The organism is Bacillus sp. FJAT-27231 (assembly GCF_001183975.1).
GTDB classification, from domain to species: Bacteria; Bacillota; Bacilli; order Bacillales; family Domibacillaceae; genus Pseudobacillus; species Pseudobacillus wudalianchiensis.
The window spans coordinates 3,839,707-3,864,781 of the sequence record NZ_LFZU01000001.1 but is presented as its reverse complement, the minus strand read 5'-3'; the positions used below and the strand labels follow the sequence as shown (position 1 = coordinate 3,864,781).

Sequence of the window (25,075 nt, the reverse complement as noted above, 5' to 3'; positions counted from 1 at the left end):
AAGACAGCTGGAGGGTGAGAACAGTTGAACATATTATTTGTATGTACAGGAAACACGTGCAGGAGTCCGATGGCGGAAGCAATTATGAAGTATAAAAAGCAGGAATGGAACGTGCGTTCTGCTGGGATTTATGCAGCGGCAGGAAGTCCAGCTGCTGCGCATGCCATACAGGTTTTGCAAGAAAATGGTATTTCGGTAGAGCACGTTTCTCAAGGAATATCCCCTGAGATAGTTAAATGGGCGGATGTTATTTTTACTATGACGCATAGCCATAAGCAAGCCGTTTCTTCTGCGTTTCCAGATTCGCAGGACAAGCTATGGACTTTAAAAGAGTTTGTTCATGAAAAGCAGGAAGATATTATAGATCCGTATGGGGGATCATTGGAGGATTATCGTCAAACTTATAAGGAGCTTGATGAATTAATCACTCATGTGTTGAAAAAAATGCAAAATGGAACAGAGGGCATTCCGGAAAGGGGCCATGATGAGGCATAGAAGCGAAACACAATTCGGGCTAAGGAAAAAACTTGTTGTTCTCGTTACACTGTTAGCACTTATTACGTATTCTACGAGTGGTTTTTTTATCTATTATATTTATCCGAATTATTTTTCTTGGATGAATGAAACCGTATTTACGATTATAACACTGCTATTAGGGATTATGTGGTCGGGTATTCTTGCGTATATTGCCGGCGGTTATTTTGTTAGACCGCTAAAACGATTGGAAACAGCTACACTGGCAGCGGCACAGGGGAATATTAAAGAGGATGTAGAGTTGCCTGAAAGTGAAGATGAAATTCGTTCACTAGGTATCGCTTTCAACCACATGCTTGGCAATTTAAGAGAAATGGTACACAGCATTGATAACAACTTTTCTTTAACGAATGAGAGCGTGATGCAAATCTCTACAGAAGCGACAAAAGCTTCCCAAAGGGCTGAAGAAATATTCCGGACGGTGGATGAAATTTCTGCTGGAGCTGAAAACTCGGCTGCTGCAATTCAATCAACAGCTGAATCTATTGAAGATGTTACACACCTTGCTGCTGAAGTACAGACAAAGGCGAAAGCTTCAGCTGTCCAGGCGGAGGAAATGGTGGCAGACCTACAAGTGAATAAAGAGATTTTCCAATCATTGATCTCCGGAATGGAAAAATTATCAGTAGAAAATGAACAATCCCTTGAAGCAGTCAAGCGACTTGAAACAAATGCGCGTAAAGTAGAACAAATTATTCAGCTTGTTGGTGATATGGCCGCTCAAACGAATTTGTTGGCGCTAAATGCCTCTATTGAAGCAGCCCGCGCTGGTGAACATGGCAAAGGATTTGCTGTCGTTGCCGAAGAGGTTCGTAAATTAGCTGATGAGAGTGCCAAGGCAGTCAGCGGTATTTCTGAGCTGATTCAGCATATTCAACAGGAAGTCGATCAAGTAGTTCAGAAAATTTCTTCTCAAGTGCAGACGGTAGGCAAGGAAGTTCAAAAAGGATCTGAAGCAAACGCAGCCATTGAACAAATGACTGGAAAAATCCATGAGGTAGCAGAAGCTGTCCAAATCATCTCTAAACTCGTGGACAAGCAGCTCGGCAGCATTCAACAAACGTCTAATCAATCTGAAGAAGTAGCGGCCATCGCAGAAGAAACATCGGCTGGAGCGATTGAAGTGACACAAGCTACAAAAGACCAGACCAAAGTGATGAATGACATTGAACAAGCGGCTATACAGCTCAAGAAACAAGCAGAAGAATTAAAGTCAACGATCACACAATTTCAGCTTTAAGTTGGGCTGTTGGCAAATGTTTGCTTTCTTTGTGCTTGCCTGACAGTGTATAAAAGAGTTTTTGTCTGCGCTCTGTTAATGCCTTCCCCTTTTCATTTTTCTTCGGCTGTGACAAAATAGAAGAAACATCAGTTAAGCCAAAAGGAGATTACAAACATGAAAATTGCTATTGCATCTGATCATGGCGGAGTAAATATTAGGAAGGAAATAAAAAGCCTGATGGACGAGCTCGGCTTGGAATATGAGGATTTTGGATGTGAATGCGGGACATCTGTTGATTATCCAGATTATGCGCTGCCAGTAGCAGAGAAGGTAGCGAGCGGTGAGTTTGATCGCGGCATCTTGGTATGCGGTACCGGTATTGGCATGAGCATTGCGGCTAACAAAGTGAAAGGCATTCGCTGTGCTCTCGTTCATGACGTCTTTAGCGCAAAGGCAACGAGAGAACATAATAACAGCAATATGCTAGCAATGGGTGAGCGGGTTATTGGTCCAGGTCTTGCTCGGGAAATTGCCAGGGTATGGCTTACAACAGATTATGAGGGCGGCCGTCATGAAAACCGCCTCAACAAAATTAAAGCATACGAAGAAAACTAAATTGGAGGGATGAGCTTTGTTACAGCTTAAAGAGTGGGAACAACAGCTCGGTCGCCTATTGCAGGAATTTCAGCAACAGGCCCGTCTCCGAAAAGGCCAGACGGTTGTGATTGGCTGTTCTACTTCAGAAATTGCCGGGGAAAAGATTGGAACAGCCGGCACGTTGGAAATTGCTGAAATGGTCTATCGGCAGTTGCAGACGTTTGCAGACGAACATGGATTGCATCTTGCTTTTCAATGCTGCGAGCATTTGAATCGAGCGCTTGTAGTAGACCGGGAACAAATTCAACAAATGCAACTAGAAGAAGTCGCCGTTGTACCTGTTCGGCAGGCGGGCGGCTCGATGGCTGCTTATGCGTTTAATCAGAAAAAAGATAGCGCGGTGGTTGAATTTATCAAAGCGGATGCCGGGATAGATATTGGTGATACGTTTATTGGCATGCATTTAAAACATGTTGCAGTGCCGCTACGGACGAGCGTGAAAGAAGTGGGATATGCTCATGTTACAATGGCGACAACACGGCCAAAGCTCATTGGCGGTGCTCGAGCTGTTTATGAAAAAACGAATGTGAACGAGAAATGTTCCGGTTAATGTTCAGTTTTGGCCAGCTTTCAATTCGAAAAGCTGGCTTTTGTCCTTAAAAAAGATCGTATTTTATATTTATTTCGTTTGAAACAAGAGGAAAACGTGATAGAATATAATTGAATTTTTAAAATTGGTAATACATAAACACATATATTATTCTAGAAATGGAAGGGGTTTGAAAATGAGTATTCTCAAAGAGCAAGACACAGCTGTGTTTGAAGCAATCCAAGATGAATTAAAACGCCAGCAAACTAAAATTGAATTAATCGCTTCTGAAAACTTTGTTAGTAAAGCGGTAATGGAAGCACAAGGTTCTGTATTAACAAATAAATATGCAGAAGGCTATCCAGGCAAGCGTTATTACGGCGGCTGTGAGCACGTTGATGTAGTAGAAGACTTAGCTCGTGATCGTGCGAAAGAAATTTTCGGAGGAGATCATGTCAACGTACAGCCACATTCCGGCGCTCAAGCAAACATGGCTGTTTATTTCACGATCTTGGAACATGGCGATACCGTTCTTGGAATGAACTTATCTCATGGCGGTCACTTAACACATGGCAGCCCAGTTAACTTCAGTGGCGTGCAATATAACTTCGTTGAATATGGCGTGAGCAAAGAAAATCAACAAATCGATTATGCCGATGTTCGTCAAAAAGCGGTCGAGCATAAGCCGAAATTAATCGTGGCAGGAGCGAGCGCTTATCCACGTGCAATTGACTTTGCTAAATTCCGTGAAATTGCGGATGAAGTCGGCGCTTATTTAATGGTTGATATGGCTCACATTGCTGGTCTTGTAGCAGCAGGCCTTCACCAAAGTCCAGTTCCTTACGCTGATTTTGTTACAACAACAACACACAAAACATTGCGTGGCCCACGCGGCGGCATGATTATCTGTAAGGAAGAATTCGCGAAGAAAATCGACAAGTCTATTTTCCCTGGTATCCAAGGTGGTCCATTAATGCACGTTATTGCAGCGAAAGCAGTTGCTTTTGGTGAAGCATTAGATGAGAGCTTCAAGACGTATGCACAGCAAGTAATTGACAATGCGAAACGTCTTGGCGAAGGTTTAGCAAAAGAGGGCATTAACCTTGTATCTGGCGGCACTGACAACCATCTGTTGCTTATTGACTTGCAAACTCTTGGTTTAACAGGAAAAGTAGCAGAAAAAGTATTAGATGATATCGGTATTACAGTAAATAAAAATACGATTCCATTTGATCCAGAAAGCCCATTTGTAACGAGCGGTATCCGTATCGGTACAGCGGCCGTTACTTCTCGCGGCTTTGATTTGGAAGCGATGGATGAAGTAGCAGCGATCATTGGAGCTGCATTGAAAAACCACGAAGACGAAGCAAAATTGCAGGAATTAAGCCAGCGTGTAGCTGACTTAACCGCAAAATATCCTTTATATAGCTAAATAGCCCGCTCGGGAAAGAAATCCTTCATTCCCGGGCTTTTTCTATTTTTCCCATTTGTTCTTCTGTTGTTTTTTATGTAAAATTAGAAAGAAGCTTGCTGAAAGAAGTTGAAGAATGGCTGCACATGCGGCTTATTTTTTTGCCGTCGGGGGCTTGTATGGCATAATTGATATAATTAACACAAGGGAGCGATAATTTTGGGAAAAGTGTACGTATTTGATCACCCATTAATCCAGCATAAGTTGACCATTATTCGCGACGAAGAAACAGGAACAAAAGAATTCCGTGAATTAGTAGATGAAGTAGCTACATTGATGGCTTTTGAAATTACTCGTGATATGCCGCTTAAAGAAGTGCAAATCCAAACACCAGTATGTGAAGCGAATGCGAAAATTCTTGCTGGTAAAAAGCTTGGAATTGTTCCGATTTTGCGTGCAGGCATCGGCATGGTAGACGGTATTTTGAAATTAATTCCGGCTGCTAAAGTAGGCCATGTAGGGTTATACCGCGATCCGGCAACGTTAAAGCCGGTTGAATATTATGTAAAACTCCCATCAGATGTGGAAGAGCGTGACTTCATCGTGGTAGATCCAATGCTTGCTACAGGGGGATCAGCGGTAGAAGCGATTCGTTCCTTGAAAAAGCGCGGAGCAAAGAATATCAAGTTTATGTGTCTAGTAGCTGCGCCTGAAGGGGTAGAGGCTATGCAAGAAATCCACCCAGACGTTGATATTTATATTGCTGCTTTAGATGAAAAGCTAAATGAAAAAGGCTACATTGTACCAGGATTGGGAGATGCAGGCGACCGCCTGTTTGGAACAAAATAATTAGAAGTAGGTGCAAATAAGATGAACCGCCCGATTAAAGTAATGACCATTTTTGGAACGCGCCCTGAAGCGATTAAAATGGCTCCGCTCGTTCTGGAATTGCAGAAACATCCTGATCAATTTGAGTCGATTGTAACCGTTACGGCACAGCATCGGCAAATGCTCGATCAGGTGCTCGAAATCTTCAAGGTTACTCCTGATTTTGATTTAAATATCATGAAAGATCGTCAGACGCTCATTGACGTAACGACACGGGGCTTAGAAGGGCTCGACCGGGTTATGAAGGAAGTCAAACCGGATATCGTGCTTGTCCACGGCGACACGACTACTACGTTTGTTGCAAGCTTGGCTGCTTTTTATAATCAAATTGCGGTAGGTCATGTAGAAGCAGGACTGCGTACGTGGAATAAATATTCTCCGTTCCCTGAAGAGATGAACCGTCAATTAACAGGAGTAATCGCTGATCTTCATTTCTCACCTACAGATCAAGCGGAAGAGAACTTACTTAATGAAGGGAAAAAAGCTGAAACGATTTTCGTAACAGGTAACACGGCGATTGATGCTCTAAAGACAACCGTGAAAGACAGCTACAGTCATGAAGTGCTTGATCAGCTTGGCAACGACCGGCTTGTTCTAATGACGGCCCATCGTCGTGAGAATTTGGGCGAACCGATGCGCAATATGTTCCGGGCTATAAAACGCCTTGTTGAAGAGAATAGCGATATTCAGGTTGTCTATCCGATGCATATGAATCCAGTTGTCCGTGAGATTGCCGGCGAAATACTCGGCAATGATCCGCGTATTCATCTAATTGAACCGCTTGATGTGATCGATTTTCATAACTTTGCAGCGAGAGCGCACTTAATTTTGACTGATTCTGGCGGTGTGCAGGAAGAAGCGCCTTCTCTGGGTGTACCTGTTCTCGTTCTTCGTGATACAACAGAACGCCCGGAAGGAATCAAAGCTGGCACGTTAAAACTTGCTGGTGTCGATGAAGAGACGATTTATCAGCTGGCAACAGAATTGCTAAATGACAAAGAAGAATATGAAAAAATGGCGAAAGCATCCAACCCATACGGTGACGGAGAAGCCTCCCGCCGTATTTGTGAAGCAATCCGCTATTATTTCCAAGCAACTAATCAAAAGCCGGACCGATTTTAACTTGTAAAAGAGCCTCCCTATGGATGGCTCTTTTTTATCAGGAAGCATGGAAGAGAGGGGAGGGGGAGGGGAGGAAGAAAAAGAAGCCGACAAGATGAGTGAACGAATGGATATAACTGTGAACAAAATGTTCGGAATAATGAATAACACTTTCGAAATGTGGGCAAACCGTTTTTCATAAAGATACAATAAGATACAATCTAGTTATTTATAGAGAATAAGCTGAATAGATGGAAAGTTAGCTTAAAAAAGACTGATAACGCCTGTTAGGGGATGAAAAAAAGAATATTTCCTGTTTTTAGCGAACTAATTTTCGGTTTCTGAAAGATAATGATTTTTCAATTATTTTTTACTTATCACTAACAATAAGTAAAACTTATGGAAAGATTTAAATTTTGATCAATTTGTGAAATGTAAGTTACAATTTTTGAGGTTTTTCTTAGTATGCGTTGACATTAAAATACCCCTATTGTATGCTTACAAAGGGAAAAGAGCAAATACTATGAACTGAGCGTGAACGCTTTTTTTTTAGGTAGAACCCACGGTGGCAGGAGTGTTTTTACATGAAAGGCCGTAAAAATGCATTTAAGGCAATGAGTCTGTACAGTGCGGTCTTAGCACAGCTGACAGGGTCGATCCTTATCGGAATTTTCGCCGGGCGTTGGCTTGACGAAAAATGGAAAACTGAACCACTTTTTTTAATCATCGGACTGCTCTTAGGATTGACTGCGGGCATTTTTTCTATGCTTAAGACGGTTAACCATTTCAATTCGGAGGATTAATCAATTATGGGGGAACTCCAGCACTCACTTTCTAGACATCGAAAGTACATATTATATTTGCTCGCCATCTTTGTTTTCTGCTGGGGAATTACGCCTTATAAGGCAATTTTCGGCGGCCTCATTCTTGGGACAGCATTTAGCCTGTTCAACCACTGGTTAATGTTGAAGCGGATGCACCGTTTCAACACCGCACTAGAGCGCGGCAATAAAGTTCAATCGTTAGGCACGATGTCGAGAATGGCGTCTGCTGGGGTTGCGGCTATCATTGCCCTTCGTTATCCGGACCATTTCAACATTATCAGTACAGTTTTGGGATTAATGGCATCTTATATTGTCATTATGATAGATTTTTTTATTCACTTTTTAATAAACAGAAAAACCGGGGAAGAGAGGTGAAAACAGTTGCATCACGAAAATCCATTATATCATTGGGAAGTATTTGACGGTTTCACATTAACTTTCAACTTAGCCAACGTATTAATGATCACTGTTGCTAGTGCAATCGTTTTCTTAATTGCAGTCATTTCAACAAGAAAACTAGCAATGAGACCTACCGGGCTGCAAAACTTTTTTGAGTGGATCATGGACTTTGTGAAGGGGATCGTCAAGAGTAACATGGACTGGAAAACAGGAGGAAGATTCCATGTTCTTGGAATTACACTGCTTATGTACATTGCAGTTTCCAACTTTCTTGGTCTTCCATTTTCAGTGGTAAAAGATGGTGTGCTCTGGTGGAAATCTCCAACAGCAGACCCGGTGATTACTCTAACGTTAGCAGTTATGGTTGTTGGTCTGTCACACTACTATGGAATTAAAATGAAGGGCTTTGCAGAGTACGGAAGAGATTATTTCCGTCCAATGGGTTTCTTGTTCCCGTTGAAGATTGTAGAGGAGTTTGCTAATACGTTAACTCTTGGTCTGCGGCTTTATGGTAACATCTTTGCCGGTGAGATCCTTCTAGGATTGCTAGCCGGAAGCTTAGCTACAGGGGTTGGCGGACATTTAGCCGCAATCATCCCGACATTAGCATGGCAAGGATTCTCCGTCTTTGTCGGTGGAATTCAGGCATTTATCTTCACTATGTTAACAATGGTTTATATTGCTCACAAAGTGAGCAGCGACCATTAAAATATACCCAGTTCATTTAATGAACAAACCTATTTTTAAACAAATACATTATTTATACATTTAAAGGAGGAAATTTTAAAATGGGTCTTTTAGCAGCAGCAATCGCAATCGGTTTAGCCGCACTTGGTGCAGGTATCGGTAACGGTCTTATCGTATCTAGAACAGTTGAAGGTATCGCTCGTCAACCAGAAGCTCGTGGTATGCTTCAAACAACAATGTTTATCGGGGTAGCGTTAGTAGAGGCGATTCCTATCATCGCTGTAGTTATCGCGTTCATGGTTCAAGGTCAATAATTGTAGAAAAGCGAAGCCGACTGCTCTGGAGCGACAGGCATAAGACCTCGAGCGGCTAGGCGCAGCAGCTGGACAAGAGTAAAATATTAAGGGATTTTTGTTCCAATGGCGAAGATCATTCCAAGCGAACCTTCGCCATTGCTTTATGTTCGAAGTATAACAAGCAGTTCCATTCTTTTTATACAGGCTCTTCCCGAAGAAGGGGAGGGGGAAACTCTTGAAAGGAGTGAAGTGGGCGTGTTAGCAAACGCATTCGTACTTGGATCATCAGCCGGTTTTAACGGCGGAGATATTTTGTTCCAATTAATAATGTTTATTATTCTACTAGCGTTGATTAAGAAGTTTGCTTGGGGTCCTTTAATGGGCATCATGCAGCAACGTGAAGAGCATATCTCATCAGAAATCGATGCAGCAGAAAAAAGCCGTGTCGAAGCGAGTAAATTATTAGAAGAAACTCGTGCAGAGTTAAAAGCCTCTCGCCAGCAAGCTCAAGAAATTATTGAGAATGCTAAGAAAGTAGGCATCAGTCAAAAAGAAGAAATCATTGCCGCCGCTCGTGCAGAAGCTGAGCGCTTGAAAGAATCTGCTAAGATGGAAATCGAACAGCAGACAGAACAGGCAATGTCCGCTCTACGTGAGCAAGTGGCCTCTTTATCTGTATTAATTGCTTCTAAAGTGATTGAGAAAGATTTAAGCGCGGCAGATCAAGAAAAACTAATTAATGAGTATATCCAAGAGGCAGGGGAAGAGTGATGAGTGATTCCGTAGTGGCAAAACGCTATGCGCTGGCTCTCTTCGACATTGCCAAAGAACATCAACAGCTTCAACAAATTGAGGAAGAGCTGCAAGTAGTAAAGGCCGTTTTTCAGGAAACGAAAGGATTACTTCCTTTACTTAAGTCTCCAAAGTTAACAATTGAAGAAAAGCAAGGGCTAGTTAAGAATGCTTTCTCAAATGCTTCAAGTTATGTAATTAACATTTTAATGCTTTTGATAGAACGTCACCGCGAGGAAGAGATTGTTGCGGTAGTTGATGCTTACGTAAGCTTGGCCAATGAAGAACAGGGCCTTGCTGAAGCAACAGTTGAATCTACTCGTTCTTTAACAGATGCAGAAATGAAGCAGATCTCGACTACATTTGCCAAGAAAGTCGGCAAGCAAGCATTGAAGATTACAAACATTGTAAATCCAGCATTGCTCGGCGGCTTAAAAGTACGCATCGGTAATCGTATTTTCGATGGCAGCCTACGCGGCAAACTAGATCGATTAGAAAAGCAATTAATAGCAAAATAATAATGAAAGAAAAGCGGGAACATCTTCCTTATGCGTTCCGCTCGAATACAACTACTACAATTATATGAGGGGTGAAATTCATGAGCATCAAAGCTGAAGAAATCAGTGCGCTGATTAAAAAGCAGATTGAGAACTTCCAGTCAGATATTACAGTTAACGATGTTGGTACAGTTATCCAAGTTGGTGACGGTATCGCTCGTGCTCATGGCCTCGACAATGTCATGGCTGGAGAACTACTTGAGTTCTCAAACGGTGTCATGGGTATGGCACAAAACTTAGAAGAAAACAACGTAGGTATCATTATTCTTGGTCCTTATACAGAGATTCGTGAAGGTGATGAAGTACGCCGTACAGGCCGCATCATGGAAGTACCTGTTGGAGAAGAACTAATCGGCCGTGTTGTTAACTCTCTTGGACAGCCTGTGGATGGTCTGGGCCCAATCAATACAACAAAAACTCGTCCGATTGAAAGCAAAGCAACTGGCGTTATGGATCGTAAATCTGTTCATGAACCACTACAAACAGGTATTAAAGCGATTGACGCGCTTGTACCAATCGGCCGTGGTCAACGGGAATTGATTATCGGTGACCGCCAAACTGGTAAAACAACTGTAGCGATCGATACAATTCTTAACCAAAGAGATCAAGACATGATTTGTATTTATGTTGCGATCGGTCAGAAAGAATCAACAGTTCGTGGAACAGTAGAAACGCTTCGTAAGCATGGGGCGCTTGATTATACAATCGTCGTAACGGCTTCTGCAGCTTCACCAGCGCCAATGCTTTTCCTTGCTCCATATGCTGGGGTAACAATGGCAGAAGAGTTTATGTTCAGCGGTAAACATGTGTTAATCGTATATGATGATCTTTCTAAACAAGCGGCAGCTTACCGTGAACTTTCCTTATTATTACGTCGTCCTCCAGGCCGTGAAGCATACCCTGGTGACGTTTTCTACTTGCATTCCCGTTTACTCGAGCGTGCAGCTAAATTGAACGATGAATTAGGAGCAGGTTCTATTACGGCTCTTCCATTCGTTGAAACACAGGCAGGCGATATCTCTGCTTATATTCCAACGAACGTTATCTCTATCACTGATGGACAGATCTTCTTGCAGTCTGACTTGTTCTTCTCAGGTGTACGTCCTGCGATTAACGCTGGTCTTTCTGTATCCCGTGTTGGGGGATCTGCTCAAATTAAAGCGATGAAAAAAGTAGCGGGTACACTTCGTCTAGACTTAGCGGCTTATCGTGAACTTGAAGCGTTTGCGCAATTTGGTTCTGATCTTGATAAAGCAACTCAAGCGAAATTAAATCGTGGAGCACGTACAGTTGAAGTGTTAAAGCAGGACTTAAACAAACCGCTTAAAGTTGAAAAGCAAGTTGTTATTCTTTATGCATTAACACGCGGTCTTTTAGACGATATTCCAGTAGGAGATATCCGTCGTTTTGAAGATGAACTGTTAAGCTGGTTAGATCACAACCATACAAACGTGTTAGAACATATTCGCACAACGAAAGAACTTGCTTCTGATGATGAAATGAAAGCAGCTATCAACGAGTTCAAAAAGACGTTTGCGAAATCTGAATAATTATCCAGATAGTAAAGAGCGGGAGTGGGTCAGACTGATCCTTCCCTCTTTCTAGGTAAATTTCTAACATAAAAAGGGTGGTGAGAACCAGTGGCATCGTTACGCGACATAAAGACTCGGATTACTTCTACTAAAAAGACGAGCCAGATCACAAAAGCGATGGAAATGGTTTCCGCTTCTAAATTGAACCGTGCCGAAACAAATGCCAAAGCATTTGTTCCTTACATGGAAAAAATTCAGGAAGTGGTCGCATCCATTGCTCTTGGCAGCAAAGATGTAACACATCCGATGCTAGTCTCCCGCCCCGTTAAAAAAACCGGGTATTTGGTTATTACCTCAGACCGCGGTTTGGCGGGAGCTTATAACAGCAGTATTCTTCGCCTTGTCAGCAACAAAATTAAAGAACGCCATTCATCTAAAGATGAATACGTTATTATTGCAGTTGGACGTATGGGACGCGATTATTTCCTTCATAGAGGAATGAATGTTGCCCTAGATATCGTTGGTTTACCGGATCAGCCTTCTTTCTCTGACATCAAAGATATCGCGAACAAAGCGGTTAGCTTCTTCTCAGAAGGAATGTACGATGAGCTTTATATGTACTATAACCACTTTGTCAGTGCGATTCAGCAAGATGTTACAGAAAAGAAAGTGTTACCTTTAACTGATATTGCCACTTCTTCTCAAAAGCTTACAGCTTATGAGTTTGAACCGGCAGCAGAAGATATTATGGAAGTTCTTCTTCCACAATATGCGGAAAGCTTAATCTACGGAGCACTTCTTGACGGTAAGGCTAGCGAACACGCTGCACGTATGTCAGCGATGAAAACTGCAACCGACAACGCAAAAGAATTAATTGATACATTAACACTACAATACAACCGCGCACGTCAGGCTGCGATCACACAAGAAATCACAGAGATCGTCGGCGGAGTAGCAGCGTTAGAGTAGTCTAGAAAAGCGGAAGGCGCTCGTTCAGTGCGATAGGGGTTGGAGAGATTTCTGTTGGAGTCGTTCTTTGACTCCTGCAGAAATATTGAAACCACCGTACGGGCTAGCCGCTAAGCGCCTATAGCTAGACAGCCTTAAATATAATGATAGAACAACATGATAGATTGAACGATTACGACAGGAGGGAAAGAGATGAACAAAGGACGCGTTCTTCAAGTTATGGGTCCGGTCGTTGACGTTAAGTTTGAAAGCGGCCATCTTCCTGAGATCTATAACGCGTTAAAAGTGCAAATTGGTGCACAAGCTGATAAAGACGCCTTTGAGTTGACTTTAGAGGTAGCTATCCATTTAGGCGATGATACAGTACGTACAATTGCCATGGATTCAACAGACGGTTTACAGCGTAACACAGAAGTAATAGATATGGGTCAGCCGATCTCCGTACCAGTAGGAGACATTACGCTTGGTCGTGTATTCAACGTACTTGGTGAAACAATTGACTTAAATGAAGAAATTCCTGCTGAAGCACAGCGCAATGCGATTCACCGTGCGGCGCCTAGCTTTGAGCAACTTTCTACAGAGGTTCAAATTCTTGAAACAGGTATTAAGGTAGTAGACTTACTTGCTCCATACATTAAAGGTGGTAAGATCGGTCTCTTCGGTGGTGCCGGTGTAGGTAAAACCGTTCTTATTCAGGAATTGATTAACAACATCGCTCAAGAGCATGGCGGTATCTCTGTATTCGCTGGTGTTGGAGAGCGTACTCGTGAAGGAAACGACCTTTACCATGAGATGAGCGATTCTGGCGTTATCAGCAAAACAGCCATGGTTTTCGGACAAATGAATGAACCGCCTGGCGCACGTATGCGTGTTGCTTTGACAGGTTTGACAATGGCTGAATATTTCCGTGATGAACAAGGACAGGACGTTCTTTTCTTCATCGATAACATTTTCCGTTTCACACAAGCAGGTTCTGAGGTTTCTGCCCTATTAGGCCGTATGCCTTCTGCGGTTGGTTACCAGCCGACACTTGCAACAGAAATGGGTCAATTACAAGAGCGTATTACATCTACAAGCGTAGGTTCTGTTACATCTATCCAAGCGATTTACGTACCAGCCGATGACTATACTGACCCGGCTCCTGCTACAACATTTGCTCACTTAGATGCAACGACAAACCTTGAGCGTAAACTTTCAGAAATGGGTATTTATCCAGCGGTGGATCCACTAGCTTCTACATCTCGTGCCCTTTCTCCTGAAATCGTTGGAGAAGAACACTATGAGGTAGCACGTCAAGTGCAGCAAACACTGCAACGTTATAGAGAGCTTCAAGATATCATTGCGATCCTTGGTATGGATGAGCTTTCAGAAGAAGATAAATTGGTTGTAGCACGTGCGCGTCGTGTCCAATTCTTCTTATCTCAAAACTTCCACGTAGCCGAGCAATTTACTGGTCAGCCAGGTTCTTACGTACCAGTTCAAGAAACAGTTCGTGGATTCAAAGAAATTCTTGAAGGTAAATACGATAACCTTCCTGAAGATGCTTTCCGTCTTGTTGGCAGTATCGAAGAAGTTGTTGCTAAAGCGAAAGAAATGGGCGTAGAGGTATAATAAGGGACCAGGGGGTTAAACAATGAAGACATTTAAAGTCAGTATCGTCACTCCTGATGGCCCAGCGTACGAATCGGATGTTGAAATGGTGAGTGCCAAAGCCCAAAGCGGGGAGCTTGGCATTTTACCAGGACACATTCCGATGGTCGCTCCTTTACAAGTTGGCGCTGTTCGCTTAAACAAAGGCGCTGGAAAACCTGATTTGGTCGCGGTCAGCGGCGGATTTTTAGAGGTCCGTCCAGATCAGGTGACGATATTAGCACAAGCGGCTGAAACAGCGGAAAACATTGATATTGCCCGGGCGAAAGAAGCGAAATCAAGAGCGGAAAGCCGTCTGAGCAATAAACAAGATAATGTAGATTTTAAACGTGCTGAATTAGCATTGAAACGGGCAGTTAACCGTATTAACGTTTATGAAGGCAGAGTATAAAAGAGAAAACCTTCCGGAAACGGGAGGTTTTTTCACTCAGTGATTCATGCATAGATTCTATCATTTTCGTAAACGGAGGAGGGATATTCATGATGGCGAATTTTGGGCAAGATGCATTGTTCAGTATTTTGTCACATCTTGTCTTTATCGGTTTATCTTTTTGGGCGCTCCAGGCTATTCGCTTAGATCAGTTGTTAAAAGCTAACCGTGTAGTCCAAGCACGCCTGTTATTCATACTGTTATCGATTGCGATCGGTTCAGCGGTCAGCAATTTCTTCCTTGATTACTTCATGTGGTCCCGCCAATTGCCGCTTTTATTCCAATAAAATTTTAAAATAGTTCTTCTTACATGCTTGTATTTTTTTCTATTTTGTATATTATTTCTTTAGGGAGATTTATATTTTCCTACTAAGGCTTTTTGTATAAACACAAGTGAATATTTGAACAAGTTTACACTGTCGACAAAGCATGCAATTTGTCGTATTTTTCCCTGTTTATCTTTCCCCAGCCGGGTCACACTGGTGATAAGGGAGAGGATGATATCAATGAATCTATTAAAAAATAGATATTATATGCTGTTAGGCTGTTTCATTGTATTATTGATGGGGAATAACACAAGTGCAGGTGGTGAAAGTGGTTCTTTGCTGCTTTTAACGGACAGTGTGAAAAGTGTGGGGGGATCAATCGAGGAATGGACCTTACATACTCGCGAACGCTTAGAAGAAGAGCCGGATGAGGCAGTGCATAGACTCCAGTCGGTTTTAACTGAATGGCAGGTTACATCTCCTAGTACGATGAATAACAAGGGATATACTCTTGAATACGTACAAGGAACGGTTCACCAGAGGGTACAAATTGTTTCTTCTGACACAGCCGGCGGTGTTGCCTATGTGCTTTACTCTGTGGCGGCAACGGATGAAAAGGAAATTCGGAGCTTCCTAGCGAAAGAGTTTCAATCTACATATTCACAGATTTTCCATAGAAAGCCACAGGTTTTTACTTGTATTAAAGGGAAGTTTGATGATAAACTTGAAGAAGTTTTGTCAAATCAACTTCATAAATTACTATCAAGCTGGAAAGCTGAAAAAAGAGAAGCGATTTCTGAAAAAAATTTCTATTCCTTATCTATTTATTCGGAGCGTTTTAGGAGCCATCTTCCGCTTTCGGATGATGAAATGAATGTACAAGTTGGACTAAGAAAAAAACAGAGAGGCACAGAGACAAATTTTGTTATAGGCACGCCTCTCATTACGATTGAATATTAATATATAAATTGGACGCGGAGGGGAAAAGTTTGGAAAAAATTATCGTCCGCGGCGGTCATAAACTAAGCGGAACTGTAAAAGTAGAAGGCGCGAAAAATTCAGTTCTGCCAGTCATCGCCGCTACATTATTAGCTAGTAAAGGAAAGAGTGTAATTCGGGATGTACCGACGCTCTCTGATGTATATACAATAAATGAAGTGCTTCGCCATTTAAACTGCCAAGTGAAATTTGAAAATAATACAGTAACCGTCGACGCATCTGAAGAGTTATTCGTTGAGGCGCCATTTGAGTATGTACGTAAAATGCGGGCGTCTGTTCTTGTTATGGGTTCATTGCTTGCACGTACAGGAAAAGCAAGAGTAGCGCTTCCAGGAGGCTGTGCGATTGGTTCACGTCCAATCGACCAGCATTTAAAAGGATTCGAAGCAATGGGTGCTGTTGTACGGGTAGAAAATGGTTTTATTGAAGCAGAAGTAACAAAGCGATTAAAGGGAGCTAAAATTTACCTTGATTTCCCAAGTGTGGGCGCGACTGAAAATATTATGATGGCTGCTGCTTTAGCTGAGGGCACGACGGTGCTCGAAAATTCGGCAAAAGAACCGGAAATCGTTGATCTTGCTAATTTAATTAATGCAATGGGTGGTAAAGTAGTTGGAGCTGGTACGGAAACTATTCGGATCGAAGGAGTAGAAGAGCTTTACGGAGCGGATCATACGATTATCCCTGATCGCATCGAAGCGGGTACCTTTATGGTAGCTGCGGCTATTACGGGCGGTGACGTATTCGTTCAAGGAGCAGTTCCTGAGCATATGTCTTCTCTGATTGCTAAGCTGAAGGAAATGGGCGTACAAATCACAGAAGAAGATAATGGCGTACGTGTTGTTGGACCAGAGAAGTTAAAGGCTGTTGATATTAAAACAATGCCTCACCCTGGATTCCCAACAGATATGCAGTCACAAATGATGGCTCTTTTGTTAAAAGCAGAAGGCACAAGCATGATTACGGAAACTGTATTTGAAAATCGTTTCATGCATGTTGAAGAGTTCCGCCGTATGAACGTCAATATTAAAATTGAAGGCCGCTCTGTGATCATGAACGGACCAGCCGATATTCAAGGCGCTGAAGTAGCAGCAACCGACTTACGTGCAGCGGCTGCTTTAATCCTTGCTGGTTTAGTCGGAGATGGCTATACACGTGTAACAGAATTAAAACATCTTGATCGCGGCTACGTGAACTTCCATGGAAAACTAGCGTCCCTTGGCGCAGATATTATCCGTGTGAAAGAAGAAGCCGAAGTATCAGAAGCTTCTTCCGAAAAAATGATTACAGACATTAACGCTTAATATCAAAAAGCTGTTCTGCTACGAAGCGGAGCAGTTTTTTTGTTGTTAACGTAAAGAAAAGCGTTAGAATGATGAACAACCGACTATAAACGTAAATAACCAGCTAACATTGTGAGCAAGCCAGCTAGCTTAAAAGTACTGCTATTCTAAAAAATGTCATATCCCTATAAAGTGGGCCATATTGTTAAATGTGGGCAGTAATTTTGTGCTCAATCTATTAAATGGAGGCCTCTTTTGGATGAAAAAACGACATACCATTTCCGTTCTATTTGCTGGACTCATCGCAGTTGCTATTATTATTCCTTCGTTACTCGTTAGCTTATTTTCATCAGAAGAAGAGGAAGGGTCATTAAAGACCCAAAAAAACGTACATGATTCTGCTTTGCAGGAGCCTGCTGTAGAAGTAGCTGTTTTTCGTTCTGCAACAAAGCAGATAGAAACGTTTCCACTTGAAGAGTATGTGGCTGGGGTCGTAGCGGCGGAAATGCCGGCTGAATTTGAAAAAGAAGCATTAAAAGCTCAAGCTTTAACAGCTAGAACATTCATTGTGAAGCAATTGATCAGCGGCAGTAAAGTAAATGGCCAAGCTAACGTTACTGACACGGTCAACCACCAAGTTTTTAAAACAAAGGAAGAATTGAAGAAAATCTGGGGCAGCGATTTTAAATGGAAATCGCAAAAAATTGATGAAGCCGTACAGGAAACAGCTGGCCAAATCATCACATATGACGGCACTCCGATCACTGCTTCCTTTTTCTCAACGAGCAATGGATATACAGAGAATTCAGAGGAGTATTGGAACGAGGCGCTTCCTTATTTAAAGAGTGTGACAAGCCCTTGGGATGAGTCTTCTCCTAAATATAGCTCTAAAAAAATTATGCCCCTCACTGAGTTTGAGAGAAAGCTTGGGATATCTGTGAAAGGGAAGACAGAAGCGGGCACAATTACAGCACGAACAGCAGGCAAGCGCATTGCTTCCGTAAAAATTGGCGGTAAAGAGTTTTCAGGAAGGGAAGTACGGGAAAAACTGGGTCTCGCCTCGTCTGATTTCAACTGGGTACTCAAATCCGGCAACGTCATTATTACGACAAAAGGCTACGGCCACGGGGTTGGAATGAGCCAATACGGAGCTAACGGCATGGCTAAGGAAGGAAAGACGCATCAACAAATCATCGCCCATTATTATCAGCAGACGAAAATAGAGGAAGCTGAACACTTTTTGAAAGGCAAGGTAACAGCCAAAAAATAACTCCTTGCCGTTTGCTGCAAGGAGTTAAGAGCTTGTCCAGTGGGTGAATTTATTCATAAGGCGGCTGATCAAACTGTTCGGCCGCTGAAAATAGGTAAATTGAACAATAAGAAAGCAAACGAGCACCCCTGTTATATCTTTAACCGCATCAATGACGGTAGCTGAACGAAATGGAACAAATGCCTGGTGGATCTCATCAATTAATCCGTAAAAACAGGCAATTAGGGCGGCAGCCACATGGACAGCATTTGTAAAGCGGCCATGGGCTAGAAAAGCATTTACAATCAAACTATATAAAATGGCAAATTCAATTAAATGTAAAGATTCTTTAAAAAAGCGGTCTGCTTCGCTTTGGGGAAGTTCAATAATGACATTATCCGGCATACTGGACATAATCCATACTGCTATCATATAGAGGAACGGTGCAATGGTGGACAAGCCCTTTGCCAATTTTTTCAATCCTATACACCACCTTAAATAAAATAAGATTTAACCCATTCTAACATGATTTTCGACCTACTCATTTTTTGTTTTGTGGCATATTTATAACGATTTTTCCAGAAACGAAAAATTTTCCAAATGGAGGTATAGATTCATTGGAAAGTGTTCACACTGATTGCTGAGGTGATGAACATGAGAGAGGGAGAAAAGAAAAATACTTCTCAAAAAATGAAGAAAATGTTTAAAAATCGCTGGGTGTTCCCTGCTATTTACTTAATGAGTGCCGCTATTTTAATTTCAGGCATTATCTGGTACCAACTAGCAGGCCCGGAGAAAGAGCAAGTGAAAGGTCCAAAAGAAAGTGCAGTAGACAAAGGATTGTTTGATCAGCCAGCAGAAGAAGTTAACTCATCCGTAGAACAAATGGCGTTGCCTTTGAAGGATGAAGACAAAGCAGTGATCAAAACGAACTTTTACGATGAAAAGGCCTCTGAAAAACAACAAGAAGCAGCTCTCGTAGTCTATAATAATACGTACCATCCAAACACAGGAATTGATTATGCAGCAAAAGACGGCAAAACGTTTGATGTGACGGCCGCTTTAAGTGGCAAGGTAGTCAAGGTCCAAGAGAACGATGCTTTACTTGGCAATGTCATTGTCATTGAGCATACGGATGGCTTTGTAACAAACTACCAATCAGTTAAAGATATTAAAGTAGCAGAAGGCGATCAAGTTTCTCAAGGAGACGTTATTGCTAAAGCCGGCAAAAGTCTTTTCAACGAAAAAGCAGGCACTCATCTTCACTTTGAAGTACGTAAAGACAACGTAGCGATTAATCCGCTTGAATGCTTTGATAAAACGGTAGCAGCGATTGAAGAATCGATTAAGCCGGTACAAGCAGAGGAATCAACAGATCAGGTGACAGAAGAGTCCACTGACAAAACGAAAGAAGAGACGACTGAACAAACAGAAGAAAGTTCACCTGGTGAAGAGCAAGATAGCAGCACGATTGAAAATAAAGAGGATAACAGTAACTCATAATAGCCTGATCGTATATAAACTAGGTATTGGCAGCTCATCATGGGCTGCTTTTTTGTGTGCTTCTTTTGAATTGAAAGCAACTTCTAATCGGCCAGAATTTGAGAAACATTTCCCGTTTATTTATTTCCCAATCCTGTACATATTTTCCTCGCCTCGCCAATATAGTAATAATAAAACCTGTATAAAGAAAAAGGGATGGTTTGAGGTGAGGAGTCGTTAGACGAACAAATACCTGATGATAACAAGAGCAGTCTAGTTGCGGAAGAAAAGAAAGTGAGAGCTTTCTTTCCGTGTGCAGGCGCTGCTGCATGCGGATTTATATTATTTCATTCAAGCGAAAGCGAGTCTCATTTCACACGTCTCACATCCAATGAAGGAGGCGAGCGGTGTGCACGATTACATCAAAGAGAGGACGATCAGGATTGGCAAGTATATCGTGGAGACAAGAAAAACCGTGCGGGTGATTGCAAAAGAATTTGGCGTATCAAAAAGCACGGTCCATAAAGATCTGACGGAGCGGCTGCCGGAAGTGAATCCGGATCTTGCCCAGCAGGTAAAAGAAATCCTCGATTATCATAAGTCTATTCGACATCTGCGTGGAGGGGAAGCGACGAAGAAAAAATATTCAGATGCTTTAAAGAAGGCAAGCGGTTCAGGGGCTGAAGTCTGATTAATTTCAAAAATAAAAAAGGAAATCTGCCTCATGGGGGCGGATTTTTTTGTGTGTAAAGCAGGAAGAAAGTTTACAAATAATCCGGCTTTTTTGTGTCAAATATGCTAAAATAAAAAATTGGGAACTCTTCCTGTTTCATACGTAAATAGATATAAAAAGATGGAAATAAATAAAAATACATAATAAAAAAGGGGGGCTGCTCTAATGATTTCAAAAGACATTGGAATTGATTTGGGGACAGCAAATGTATTGATTCATGTGAAAGGTCAAGGAATTGTATTAAATGAACCATCTGTTGTAGCCATTGATAAAAATACAAATAAAGTTCTGGCTGTTGGTGAAGAGGCTCATCGTATGGTTGGGAGAACGCCGGGGAACATCGTGGCCATCCGCCCGCTAAAAGATGGAGTGATCGCTGACTTTGATGTAACAGAGTCGATGTTAAAGCATTTTATAAACAAGCTGAATTTGAAAGGCTTGCTGTCGAAGCCGCGTATCTTGATTTGCTGTCCGACTAACATTACAAGTGTTGAGCAAAAAGCTATCCGTGAAGCGGCAGAAAAAAGCGGTGGAAAAACAGTGTATTTAGAAGAAGAACCAAAAGTGGCAGCGATCGGCGCAGGCATGGATATTTTCGAGCCGAGCGGCAATATGGTCGTCGATATTGGCGGGGGAACAACAGATGTTGCTGTTCTTTCCATGGGTTCAATCGTTACGGCTGCTTCTATTAAAATGGCCGGCGATAATTTTAACAATGAGATTTTGAATTCCATTAAGAAAGAATATAAATTGCTAATCGGGGAGCGCACAGCGGAAGATATTAAGATTACAATCGGCAGCGTGTACCCAGGAAGCAGAAATGAAGAAATGGAAATTCGCGGACGTGACATGGTTTCCGGTCTTCCACGTCTATTAACGGTAAACTCTGAAGAGATTGAAAGAGCACTGAGAGAATCGATTGCAGTTATCGTGAAAGCGGCGAAAGACGTACTTGAGAAAACACCGCCTGAGTTATCAGCTGATATCATTGATCGCGGTGTGATCTTAACTGGAGGCGGCGCTTTGCTTCACGGCATTGATCAGCTGTTGGCTGAAGAATTAAAGGTACCTGTATTCATTGCTGAAAATCCGATGGACAGCGTAGCAATAGGAACAGGTATTATGCTTGATAACATTGATAAATTATCAAAAGCAAAGTTAGCATAAACGAGATGGAGGGCTCATCTCGTTTTTTTAAACTTTTGTTGAAATTAGCTTTCTTTTATTAACTTTTTCTAGTTTTTGGCCGATGAAAAAGAGTGATATAATAAAAAACAGAAATGAACATGTATAAAGCGATCCACAGTTTCTGGAAGCTTAAGAGCAAGAGAAGATCTTAATTTTAATGAGGTGGATATATGTTTCGTGGATTTTACACAGCCGCTTCAGGAATGATTGCCCAGCAGCGGCGTACTGAAATGCTTTCTAATAATATGTCTAATGCTAATACGCCGGGCTATAAAGAGGACCGTTCTTCCTTGCGTGCCTTTCCGGAAATGCTTTTGCAACGGATCGATAAAGCCTCTGTGCCTGTTCAAAATAAGGTGCACATTCCGCTTAGCCGGCGCGTAGGCGCGCTAAACACAGGGGTCTATATGCAGGAAACGAAGCCTGATTTCTCGCAAGGAGATATGAGGGAAACAGGACTTAAGACGGATGTAGCGCTTTTAGATGTCAATATGCCTGTGAATGAAGATACTGGACAAGTAGGAACCGTTTTATTTAAAATACAAGGTCAAGACGGCGTTCAGCGTTATACACGCAATGGGAATTTCACCTTGGATAACGCCGGCTTTCTAACAACAGCAAGCGGTCATTACGTTCTCGACTCGGCTGGAAACCGAATTCAATTAAATTCAGATAACATCGCCATTACTGAAAATGGTCAGATTACAGAAGATGGAAGACCTGCTGGCCAGATTGGTTTAGCGTTTGCTGAAAACCCTAATCTGCTGATAAAAGAAGGGAATGGTCTGCTTCGTTTGGAAAATGGAACGCTTCCTGATGCTGCCGGCCGCAATGACGTGCAATTTCAGATGAAGCAGGGGTTTTTAGAGGGCTCTAATATAGACGCCTCTCGAACGATGACAGATATGATGTCGGCCTATCGTTCATTCGAAGCGAACCAAAAAGTGTTAACTGCGTATGACCGCAGTATGGAAAAAGCCGCTAATGAAATCGGCCGCGTGAATTAATCTTCCCGGGAGAGGAAACTGAATGAATCAACTATTGATCACATCTGCTAATACGTTAGGCCAGCTGCAGCAGAAGCTGGACATACTAAGCCATAACATTGCGAATCTCGATACAAATGGATACAAGCGCCGAGAAGCCTCTTTCACTGACCTAATCAACCAGAATGTAAAAAACATGGTGCGCACAGATAAAGAGACTGGCCGCTTAACGCCGAACGGTATTCGTATTGGAAACGGTGCGAAGATTAGCCAATCACAATTAGTGGGCGTGCAGGGAAATGTAACACAGACTGGCCGCAAACTAGACTTCGCTTTCACGAAAGAAAATCAATTTTTCAAAGTGCTTGTCCAGGAAAATGGACAAGGCAAAGTTCACTATACACGTGATGGAGCCTTTGCTGTCACTCCGGTTAATGCCAATGAGGTGATGCTCGTAACAGAAGAGGGCCACCCAGTGCTTGGAGAGAATAATCAACCGATTACCTTCAATCCAAACAGCGGTGATATTGTGCTTGAAAGTGGTGGAAGGCTGCGTGCTGGCGGACAGACGTTGAATATTGGAGTAGTCGAAATCAACCGGCCACAGTTTTTAACTCAAACAGGATCGAATTTATTGACAATGCCTAATAATCCGGCTGTCCCGGAAAACGAAATTTTACAGGACGCTAACCGTGGGGATATTGCCATACAGCAAAATGCACTTGAGAAATCGAATGTTGACTTTGCAAAAGAAATGGCTGACTTGACAAATGTACAACGCGCTTATCAGTTCCAGTCTCGCTCAATCTCTCTGGCTGACCAAATGATGGGGCTTATTAACGGCGTACGCTAGAGGGGACGAAACAATGTGACAGAAGATTTGCAGAGAAAGAAGAAACGTACGAGGCTAACCCCCCTTGGCCGGTTTATTGTTAACTTATTTCTACTCGTACTCTTTGCCATAGCGGGAGCCATGGTTGGCTACAGTATTATTGGGAGTGGGAATCCGCTTGAGGTTTTCCTGCCTGAAATATGGATACACTTAGTTGAAGTGCTAGCTAAAAGTTTATTATAGTGATGGAGGAGAAAAATGTTAGATATCCAGCAGATTAAAGAAATTATCCCACACCGTTATCCTTTTCTACTTGTTGATCGAATCTTAGAGGTGGAAGAAGGGAAAAGAGCGGTCGGCATCAAAAATGTAACGGTGAATGAGGAGTTTTTTAATGGACATTTTCCAGAGTATCCTGTTATGCCGGGTGTTTTAATTGTCGAAGCTCTTGCTCAAGTAGGGGCCGTTGCGATGCTGAAGAAAGAAGAGAATCGCGGCAAACTGGCTTTCTTCGGAGGCATTGACAGCTGCCGTTTCAAACGCCAAGTCGTACCTGGTGACCAGCTTCGCCTTGAGGTGGAAATGACACGTTTACGCGGACCGGTTGGAAAAGGCAAAGCAATTGCCACTGTAAACGGCGAACTCGCTTGTGAAGCTGAAATTACATTTGCTTTAAAATAATAGAAGATAAAACAGAGGGGTTTCTCTCTGTTTTTTTTGTGATAATATAAATAGAGGGATTAAATATTTTAAGTCGATTAGCATATAGGAATTTAGTAAAATAAATCCTTTTCCCTAAAAAATATCAAGAATCTGCTACTTTTGTTTTTTCGAAAAAACTTTGTCAATTCCTGTATAAGTATGTTAAAGTAATAGATGTTACTATTTTTACAAAGTTTTATTAGGATTCTCTAGGAGGTACTTATTGTAAATGTTAAGCAGCTTATCTCAAGGTATTAAAATAAGTATCACTCGTTCGATTAAAACGGCATTTGAACAATATATGGCTAAAATTTCATGGGAAGAAAAGGCTTATCGCTTTGAAGACTTTATGGATGAGTGGAGAACTTACATTCATACAAGTTCCTCCTGGTATAGCAAGGTGGATAATGAAGTGAAGGCAAGCCCTGAATTTCATGAAGAGCTGGCTGCAAAGATTAATGAAGTCATTGAAAAAATCTTTTCAGAAGAACCGACAGCAGACCAGTTAAAAGAACTAGACGCTTTGCAAAAAGAAATGGGCACCGATTTTGACTTTTCTTGCAGGGCAGAGGCAAAGTATTATATCGATCTTTTGCATGATCAGTTAAAAAAAAAGAAGAGCAGATGATGCCTGCAAATGAATTTGAGTTATCTCTTGCGGCACTTCTTTATTACCATGTATACGAAGAAGAATTACCGGTCCGTGACTATCGAAAACAGGACATTCAATATATAATTCAAAAACTCCATAATAAAATGGATACCGGGTTGGATGAACTTCAATCCAGTGTTGTTCATTAAAGGCAGCCATATAGAGGTTGCCTTTTTTTCATAGTTTCTTAAATGACCAAGCCAAACGATAAAGCCATCCCGCCGC

At 42.1% G+C, this 25,075-nt stretch carries 32 protein-coding genes; 31 read left to right on the top strand and 1 reads right to left on the bottom strand.

Features of this window, described 5'->3' with window-relative positions; translation table 11 throughout:
- Positions 1-24: 24 nt before the first annotated feature.
- The 22 genes from AC623_RS18520 to spoIID all read left to right on the top strand — a co-directional run bounded on the left by AC623_RS18520 (position 25) and on the right by spoIID (position 18,296).
- Positions 25-495, top strand: coding sequence for a low molecular weight protein arginine phosphatase (locus AC623_RS18520; protein WP_082174482.1), 471 nt, complete (start codon positions 25-27; stop codon positions 493-495).
- On the top strand, positions 485-1,774 hold the full coding sequence (locus AC623_RS18515; protein WP_049665302.1) for a methyl-accepting chemotaxis protein: 1,290 nt from the start codon (positions 485-487) through the stop codon (positions 1,772-1,774). Before AC623_RS18520 ends, AC623_RS18515 begins: the two co-directional genes overlap by 11 nt.
- 156 nt (positions 1,775-1,930) lie before the next feature.
- A complete protein-coding gene (gene rpiB / locus AC623_RS18510; RefSeq protein ID WP_049665301.1) occupies positions 1,931-2,371 on the top strand; it encodes a ribose 5-phosphate isomerase B in 441 nt (146 codons plus the stop codon).
- Positions 2,372-2,387: 16 nt separating this feature from the next.
- Positions 2,388-2,963 (top strand): TIGR01440 family protein, encoded by a 576-nt coding sequence (locus AC623_RS18505; RefSeq protein WP_049665299.1) that lies wholly within the window; start codon positions 2,388-2,390, stop codon positions 2,961-2,963.
- Between the two features lie 175 nt (positions 2,964-3,138).
- A complete protein-coding gene (gene glyA, locus AC623_RS18500; protein WP_049665298.1) occupies positions 3,139-4,374 on the top strand; it encodes a serine hydroxymethyltransferase in 1,236 nt (411 codons plus the stop codon).
- Between the two features lie 198 nt (positions 4,375-4,572).
- A complete protein-coding gene (gene upp, locus AC623_RS18495; RefSeq protein WP_049665296.1) occupies positions 4,573-5,202 on the top strand; it encodes a uracil phosphoribosyltransferase in 630 nt (209 codons plus the stop codon).
- A 21-nt stretch (positions 5,203-5,223) separates the two neighbouring features.
- A complete protein-coding gene (wecB, locus tag AC623_RS18490; RefSeq protein ID WP_049665293.1) occupies positions 5,224-6,363 on the top strand; it encodes a non-hydrolyzing UDP-N-acetylglucosamine 2-epimerase in 1,140 nt (379 codons plus the stop codon).
- Positions 6,364-6,382: 19 nt separating this feature from the next.
- The gene (locus AC623_RS21625; protein WP_156187085.1) at positions 6,383-6,544 is read left to right on the top strand and encodes a hypothetical protein; all 162 of its coding nucleotides are present in this window, start codon (positions 6,383-6,385) and stop codon (positions 6,542-6,544) included.
- A gap of 382 nt (positions 6,545-6,926) precedes the next feature.
- Complete coding sequence (locus AC623_RS18485) at positions 6,927-7,145, top strand: AtpZ/AtpI family protein (protein WP_049665292.1); 219 nt, start codon at positions 6,927-6,929, stop codon at positions 7,143-7,145.
- A gap of 6 nt (positions 7,146-7,151) precedes the next feature.
- Entirely contained in the window at positions 7,152-7,541 is a 390-nt protein-coding gene (locus AC623_RS18480; RefSeq protein WP_049665290.1) for an ATP synthase subunit I, read from the top strand.
- 6 nt (positions 7,542-7,547) lie between these two features.
- Complete coding sequence (atpB, locus tag AC623_RS18475; protein ID WP_049665288.1) at positions 7,548-8,273, top strand: F0F1 ATP synthase subunit A; 726 nt, start codon at positions 7,548-7,550, stop codon at positions 8,271-8,273.
- A gap of 80 nt (positions 8,274-8,353) precedes the next feature.
- On the top strand, positions 8,354-8,566 hold the full coding sequence (atpE, locus tag AC623_RS18470; RefSeq protein WP_006838507.1) for a F0F1 ATP synthase subunit C: 213 nt from the start codon (positions 8,354-8,356) through the stop codon (positions 8,564-8,566).
- 237 nt (positions 8,567-8,803) lie between these two features.
- Positions 8,804-9,319 carry a F0F1 ATP synthase subunit B gene (locus tag AC623_RS18465; protein WP_049666800.1) on the top strand — a complete coding sequence of 172 codons (516 nt, stop codon included), beginning with the start codon at positions 8,804-8,806 and terminating at the stop codon, positions 9,317-9,319.
- A complete protein-coding gene (locus AC623_RS18460) occupies positions 9,319-9,858 on the top strand; it encodes a F0F1 ATP synthase subunit delta (protein ID WP_049665285.1) in 540 nt (179 codons plus the stop codon). Before AC623_RS18465 ends, AC623_RS18460 begins: the two co-directional genes overlap by 1 nt.
- An 80-nt stretch (positions 9,859-9,938) precedes the next feature.
- Positions 9,939-11,447, top strand: a complete 1,509-nt coding sequence (gene atpA / locus AC623_RS18455) for a F0F1 ATP synthase subunit alpha (RefSeq protein ID WP_049665283.1) — start codon at positions 9,939-9,941, stop codon at positions 11,445-11,447.
- 90 nt (positions 11,448-11,537) lie between these two features.
- Positions 11,538-12,398, top strand: coding sequence for an ATP synthase F1 subunit gamma (gene atpG / locus AC623_RS18450; RefSeq protein WP_049665281.1), 861 nt, complete (start codon positions 11,538-11,540; stop codon positions 12,396-12,398).
- Between the two features lie 192 nt (positions 12,399-12,590).
- On the top strand, positions 12,591-14,009 hold the full coding sequence (gene atpD, locus AC623_RS18445; protein WP_049665278.1) for a F0F1 ATP synthase subunit beta: 1,419 nt from the start codon (positions 12,591-12,593) through the stop codon (positions 14,007-14,009).
- A 22-nt stretch (positions 14,010-14,031) separates the two neighbouring features.
- Entirely contained in the window at positions 14,032-14,439 is a 408-nt protein-coding gene (locus AC623_RS18440; protein WP_049665276.1) for a F0F1 ATP synthase subunit epsilon, read from the top strand.
- Positions 14,440-14,528: 89 nt separating this feature from the next.
- Positions 14,529-14,765, top strand: coding sequence for a DUF1146 family protein (locus AC623_RS18435; protein WP_049665274.1), 237 nt, complete (start codon positions 14,529-14,531; stop codon positions 14,763-14,765).
- Positions 14,766-14,984: 219 nt separating this feature from the next.
- Positions 14,985-15,704: a YwmB family TATA-box binding protein gene (locus tag AC623_RS18430; protein ID WP_049665272.1), complete on the top strand. Its 720-nt coding sequence runs from the start codon at positions 14,985-14,987 to the stop codon at positions 15,702-15,704.
- Between the two features lie 29 nt (positions 15,705-15,733).
- Positions 15,734-17,047 (top strand): UDP-N-acetylglucosamine 1-carboxyvinyltransferase, encoded by a 1,314-nt coding sequence (murA, locus tag AC623_RS18425; protein WP_049665270.1) that lies wholly within the window; start codon positions 15,734-15,736, stop codon positions 17,045-17,047.
- Between the two features lie 238 nt (positions 17,048-17,285).
- The gene (gene spoIID, locus AC623_RS18420) at positions 17,286-18,296 is read left to right on the top strand and encodes a stage II sporulation protein D (protein ID WP_049665268.1); all 1,011 of its coding nucleotides are present in this window, start codon (positions 17,286-17,288) and stop codon (positions 18,294-18,296) included.
- A 24-nt stretch (positions 18,297-18,320) separates the two neighbouring features.
- On the opposite strand, the gene AC623_RS18415 is transcribed toward spoIID, so the two are convergent.
- Entirely contained in the window at positions 18,321-18,755 is a 435-nt protein-coding gene (locus AC623_RS18415) for a VanZ family protein (protein ID WP_231603550.1), read from the bottom strand.
- Positions 18,756-18,929: 174 nt separating this feature from the next.
- Here AC623_RS18415 and AC623_RS18410 point away from each other — a divergent pair, with 174 nt between their 5' ends.
- The 9 genes from AC623_RS18410 to AC623_RS21620 all read left to right on the top strand — a co-directional run bounded on the left by AC623_RS18410 (position 18,930) and on the right by AC623_RS21620 (position 24,999).
- Positions 18,930-19,778, top strand: coding sequence for a M23 family metallopeptidase (locus AC623_RS18410; protein ID WP_049665266.1), 849 nt, complete (start codon positions 18,930-18,932; stop codon positions 19,776-19,778).
- 388 nt (positions 19,779-20,166) lie between these two features.
- Positions 20,167-20,448: a sporulation transcriptional regulator SpoIIID gene (gene spoIIID / locus AC623_RS18405; RefSeq protein ID WP_049665263.1), complete on the top strand. Its 282-nt coding sequence runs from the start codon at positions 20,167-20,169 to the stop codon at positions 20,446-20,448.
- A 207-nt stretch (positions 20,449-20,655) separates the two neighbouring features.
- A complete protein-coding gene (locus tag AC623_RS18400; RefSeq protein ID WP_049665259.1) occupies positions 20,656-21,657 on the top strand; it encodes a rod shape-determining protein in 1,002 nt (333 codons plus the stop codon).
- A 191-nt stretch (positions 21,658-21,848) separates the two neighbouring features.
- Complete coding sequence (locus AC623_RS18395) at positions 21,849-22,685, top strand: flagellar hook-basal body protein (RefSeq protein ID WP_049665257.1); 837 nt, start codon at positions 21,849-21,851, stop codon at positions 22,683-22,685.
- A gap of 22 nt (positions 22,686-22,707) precedes the next feature.
- A complete protein-coding gene (locus AC623_RS18390) occupies positions 22,708-23,517 on the top strand; it encodes a flagellar hook-basal body protein (protein WP_049665254.1) in 810 nt (269 codons plus the stop codon).
- Between the two features lie 15 nt (positions 23,518-23,532).
- A complete protein-coding gene (locus AC623_RS18385; RefSeq protein WP_049665251.1) occupies positions 23,533-23,739 on the top strand; it encodes a DNA-directed RNA polymerase subunit beta in 207 nt (68 codons plus the stop codon).
- A gap of 15 nt (positions 23,740-23,754) precedes the next feature.
- Positions 23,755-24,177 (top strand): 3-hydroxyacyl-ACP dehydratase FabZ, encoded by a 423-nt coding sequence (gene fabZ / locus AC623_RS18380; RefSeq protein ID WP_049665249.1) that lies wholly within the window; start codon positions 23,755-23,757, stop codon positions 24,175-24,177.
- Between the two features lie 250 nt (positions 24,178-24,427).
- Positions 24,428-24,826: a hypothetical protein gene (locus AC623_RS18375; RefSeq protein WP_049665247.1), complete on the top strand. Its 399-nt coding sequence runs from the start codon at positions 24,428-24,430 to the stop codon at positions 24,824-24,826.
- Positions 24,823-24,999: a hypothetical protein gene (locus AC623_RS21620; RefSeq protein WP_156187084.1), complete on the top strand. Its 177-nt coding sequence runs from the start codon at positions 24,823-24,825 to the stop codon at positions 24,997-24,999. Before AC623_RS18375 ends, AC623_RS21620 begins: the two co-directional genes overlap by 4 nt.
- Positions 25,000-25,075: the final 76 nt, after the last annotated feature.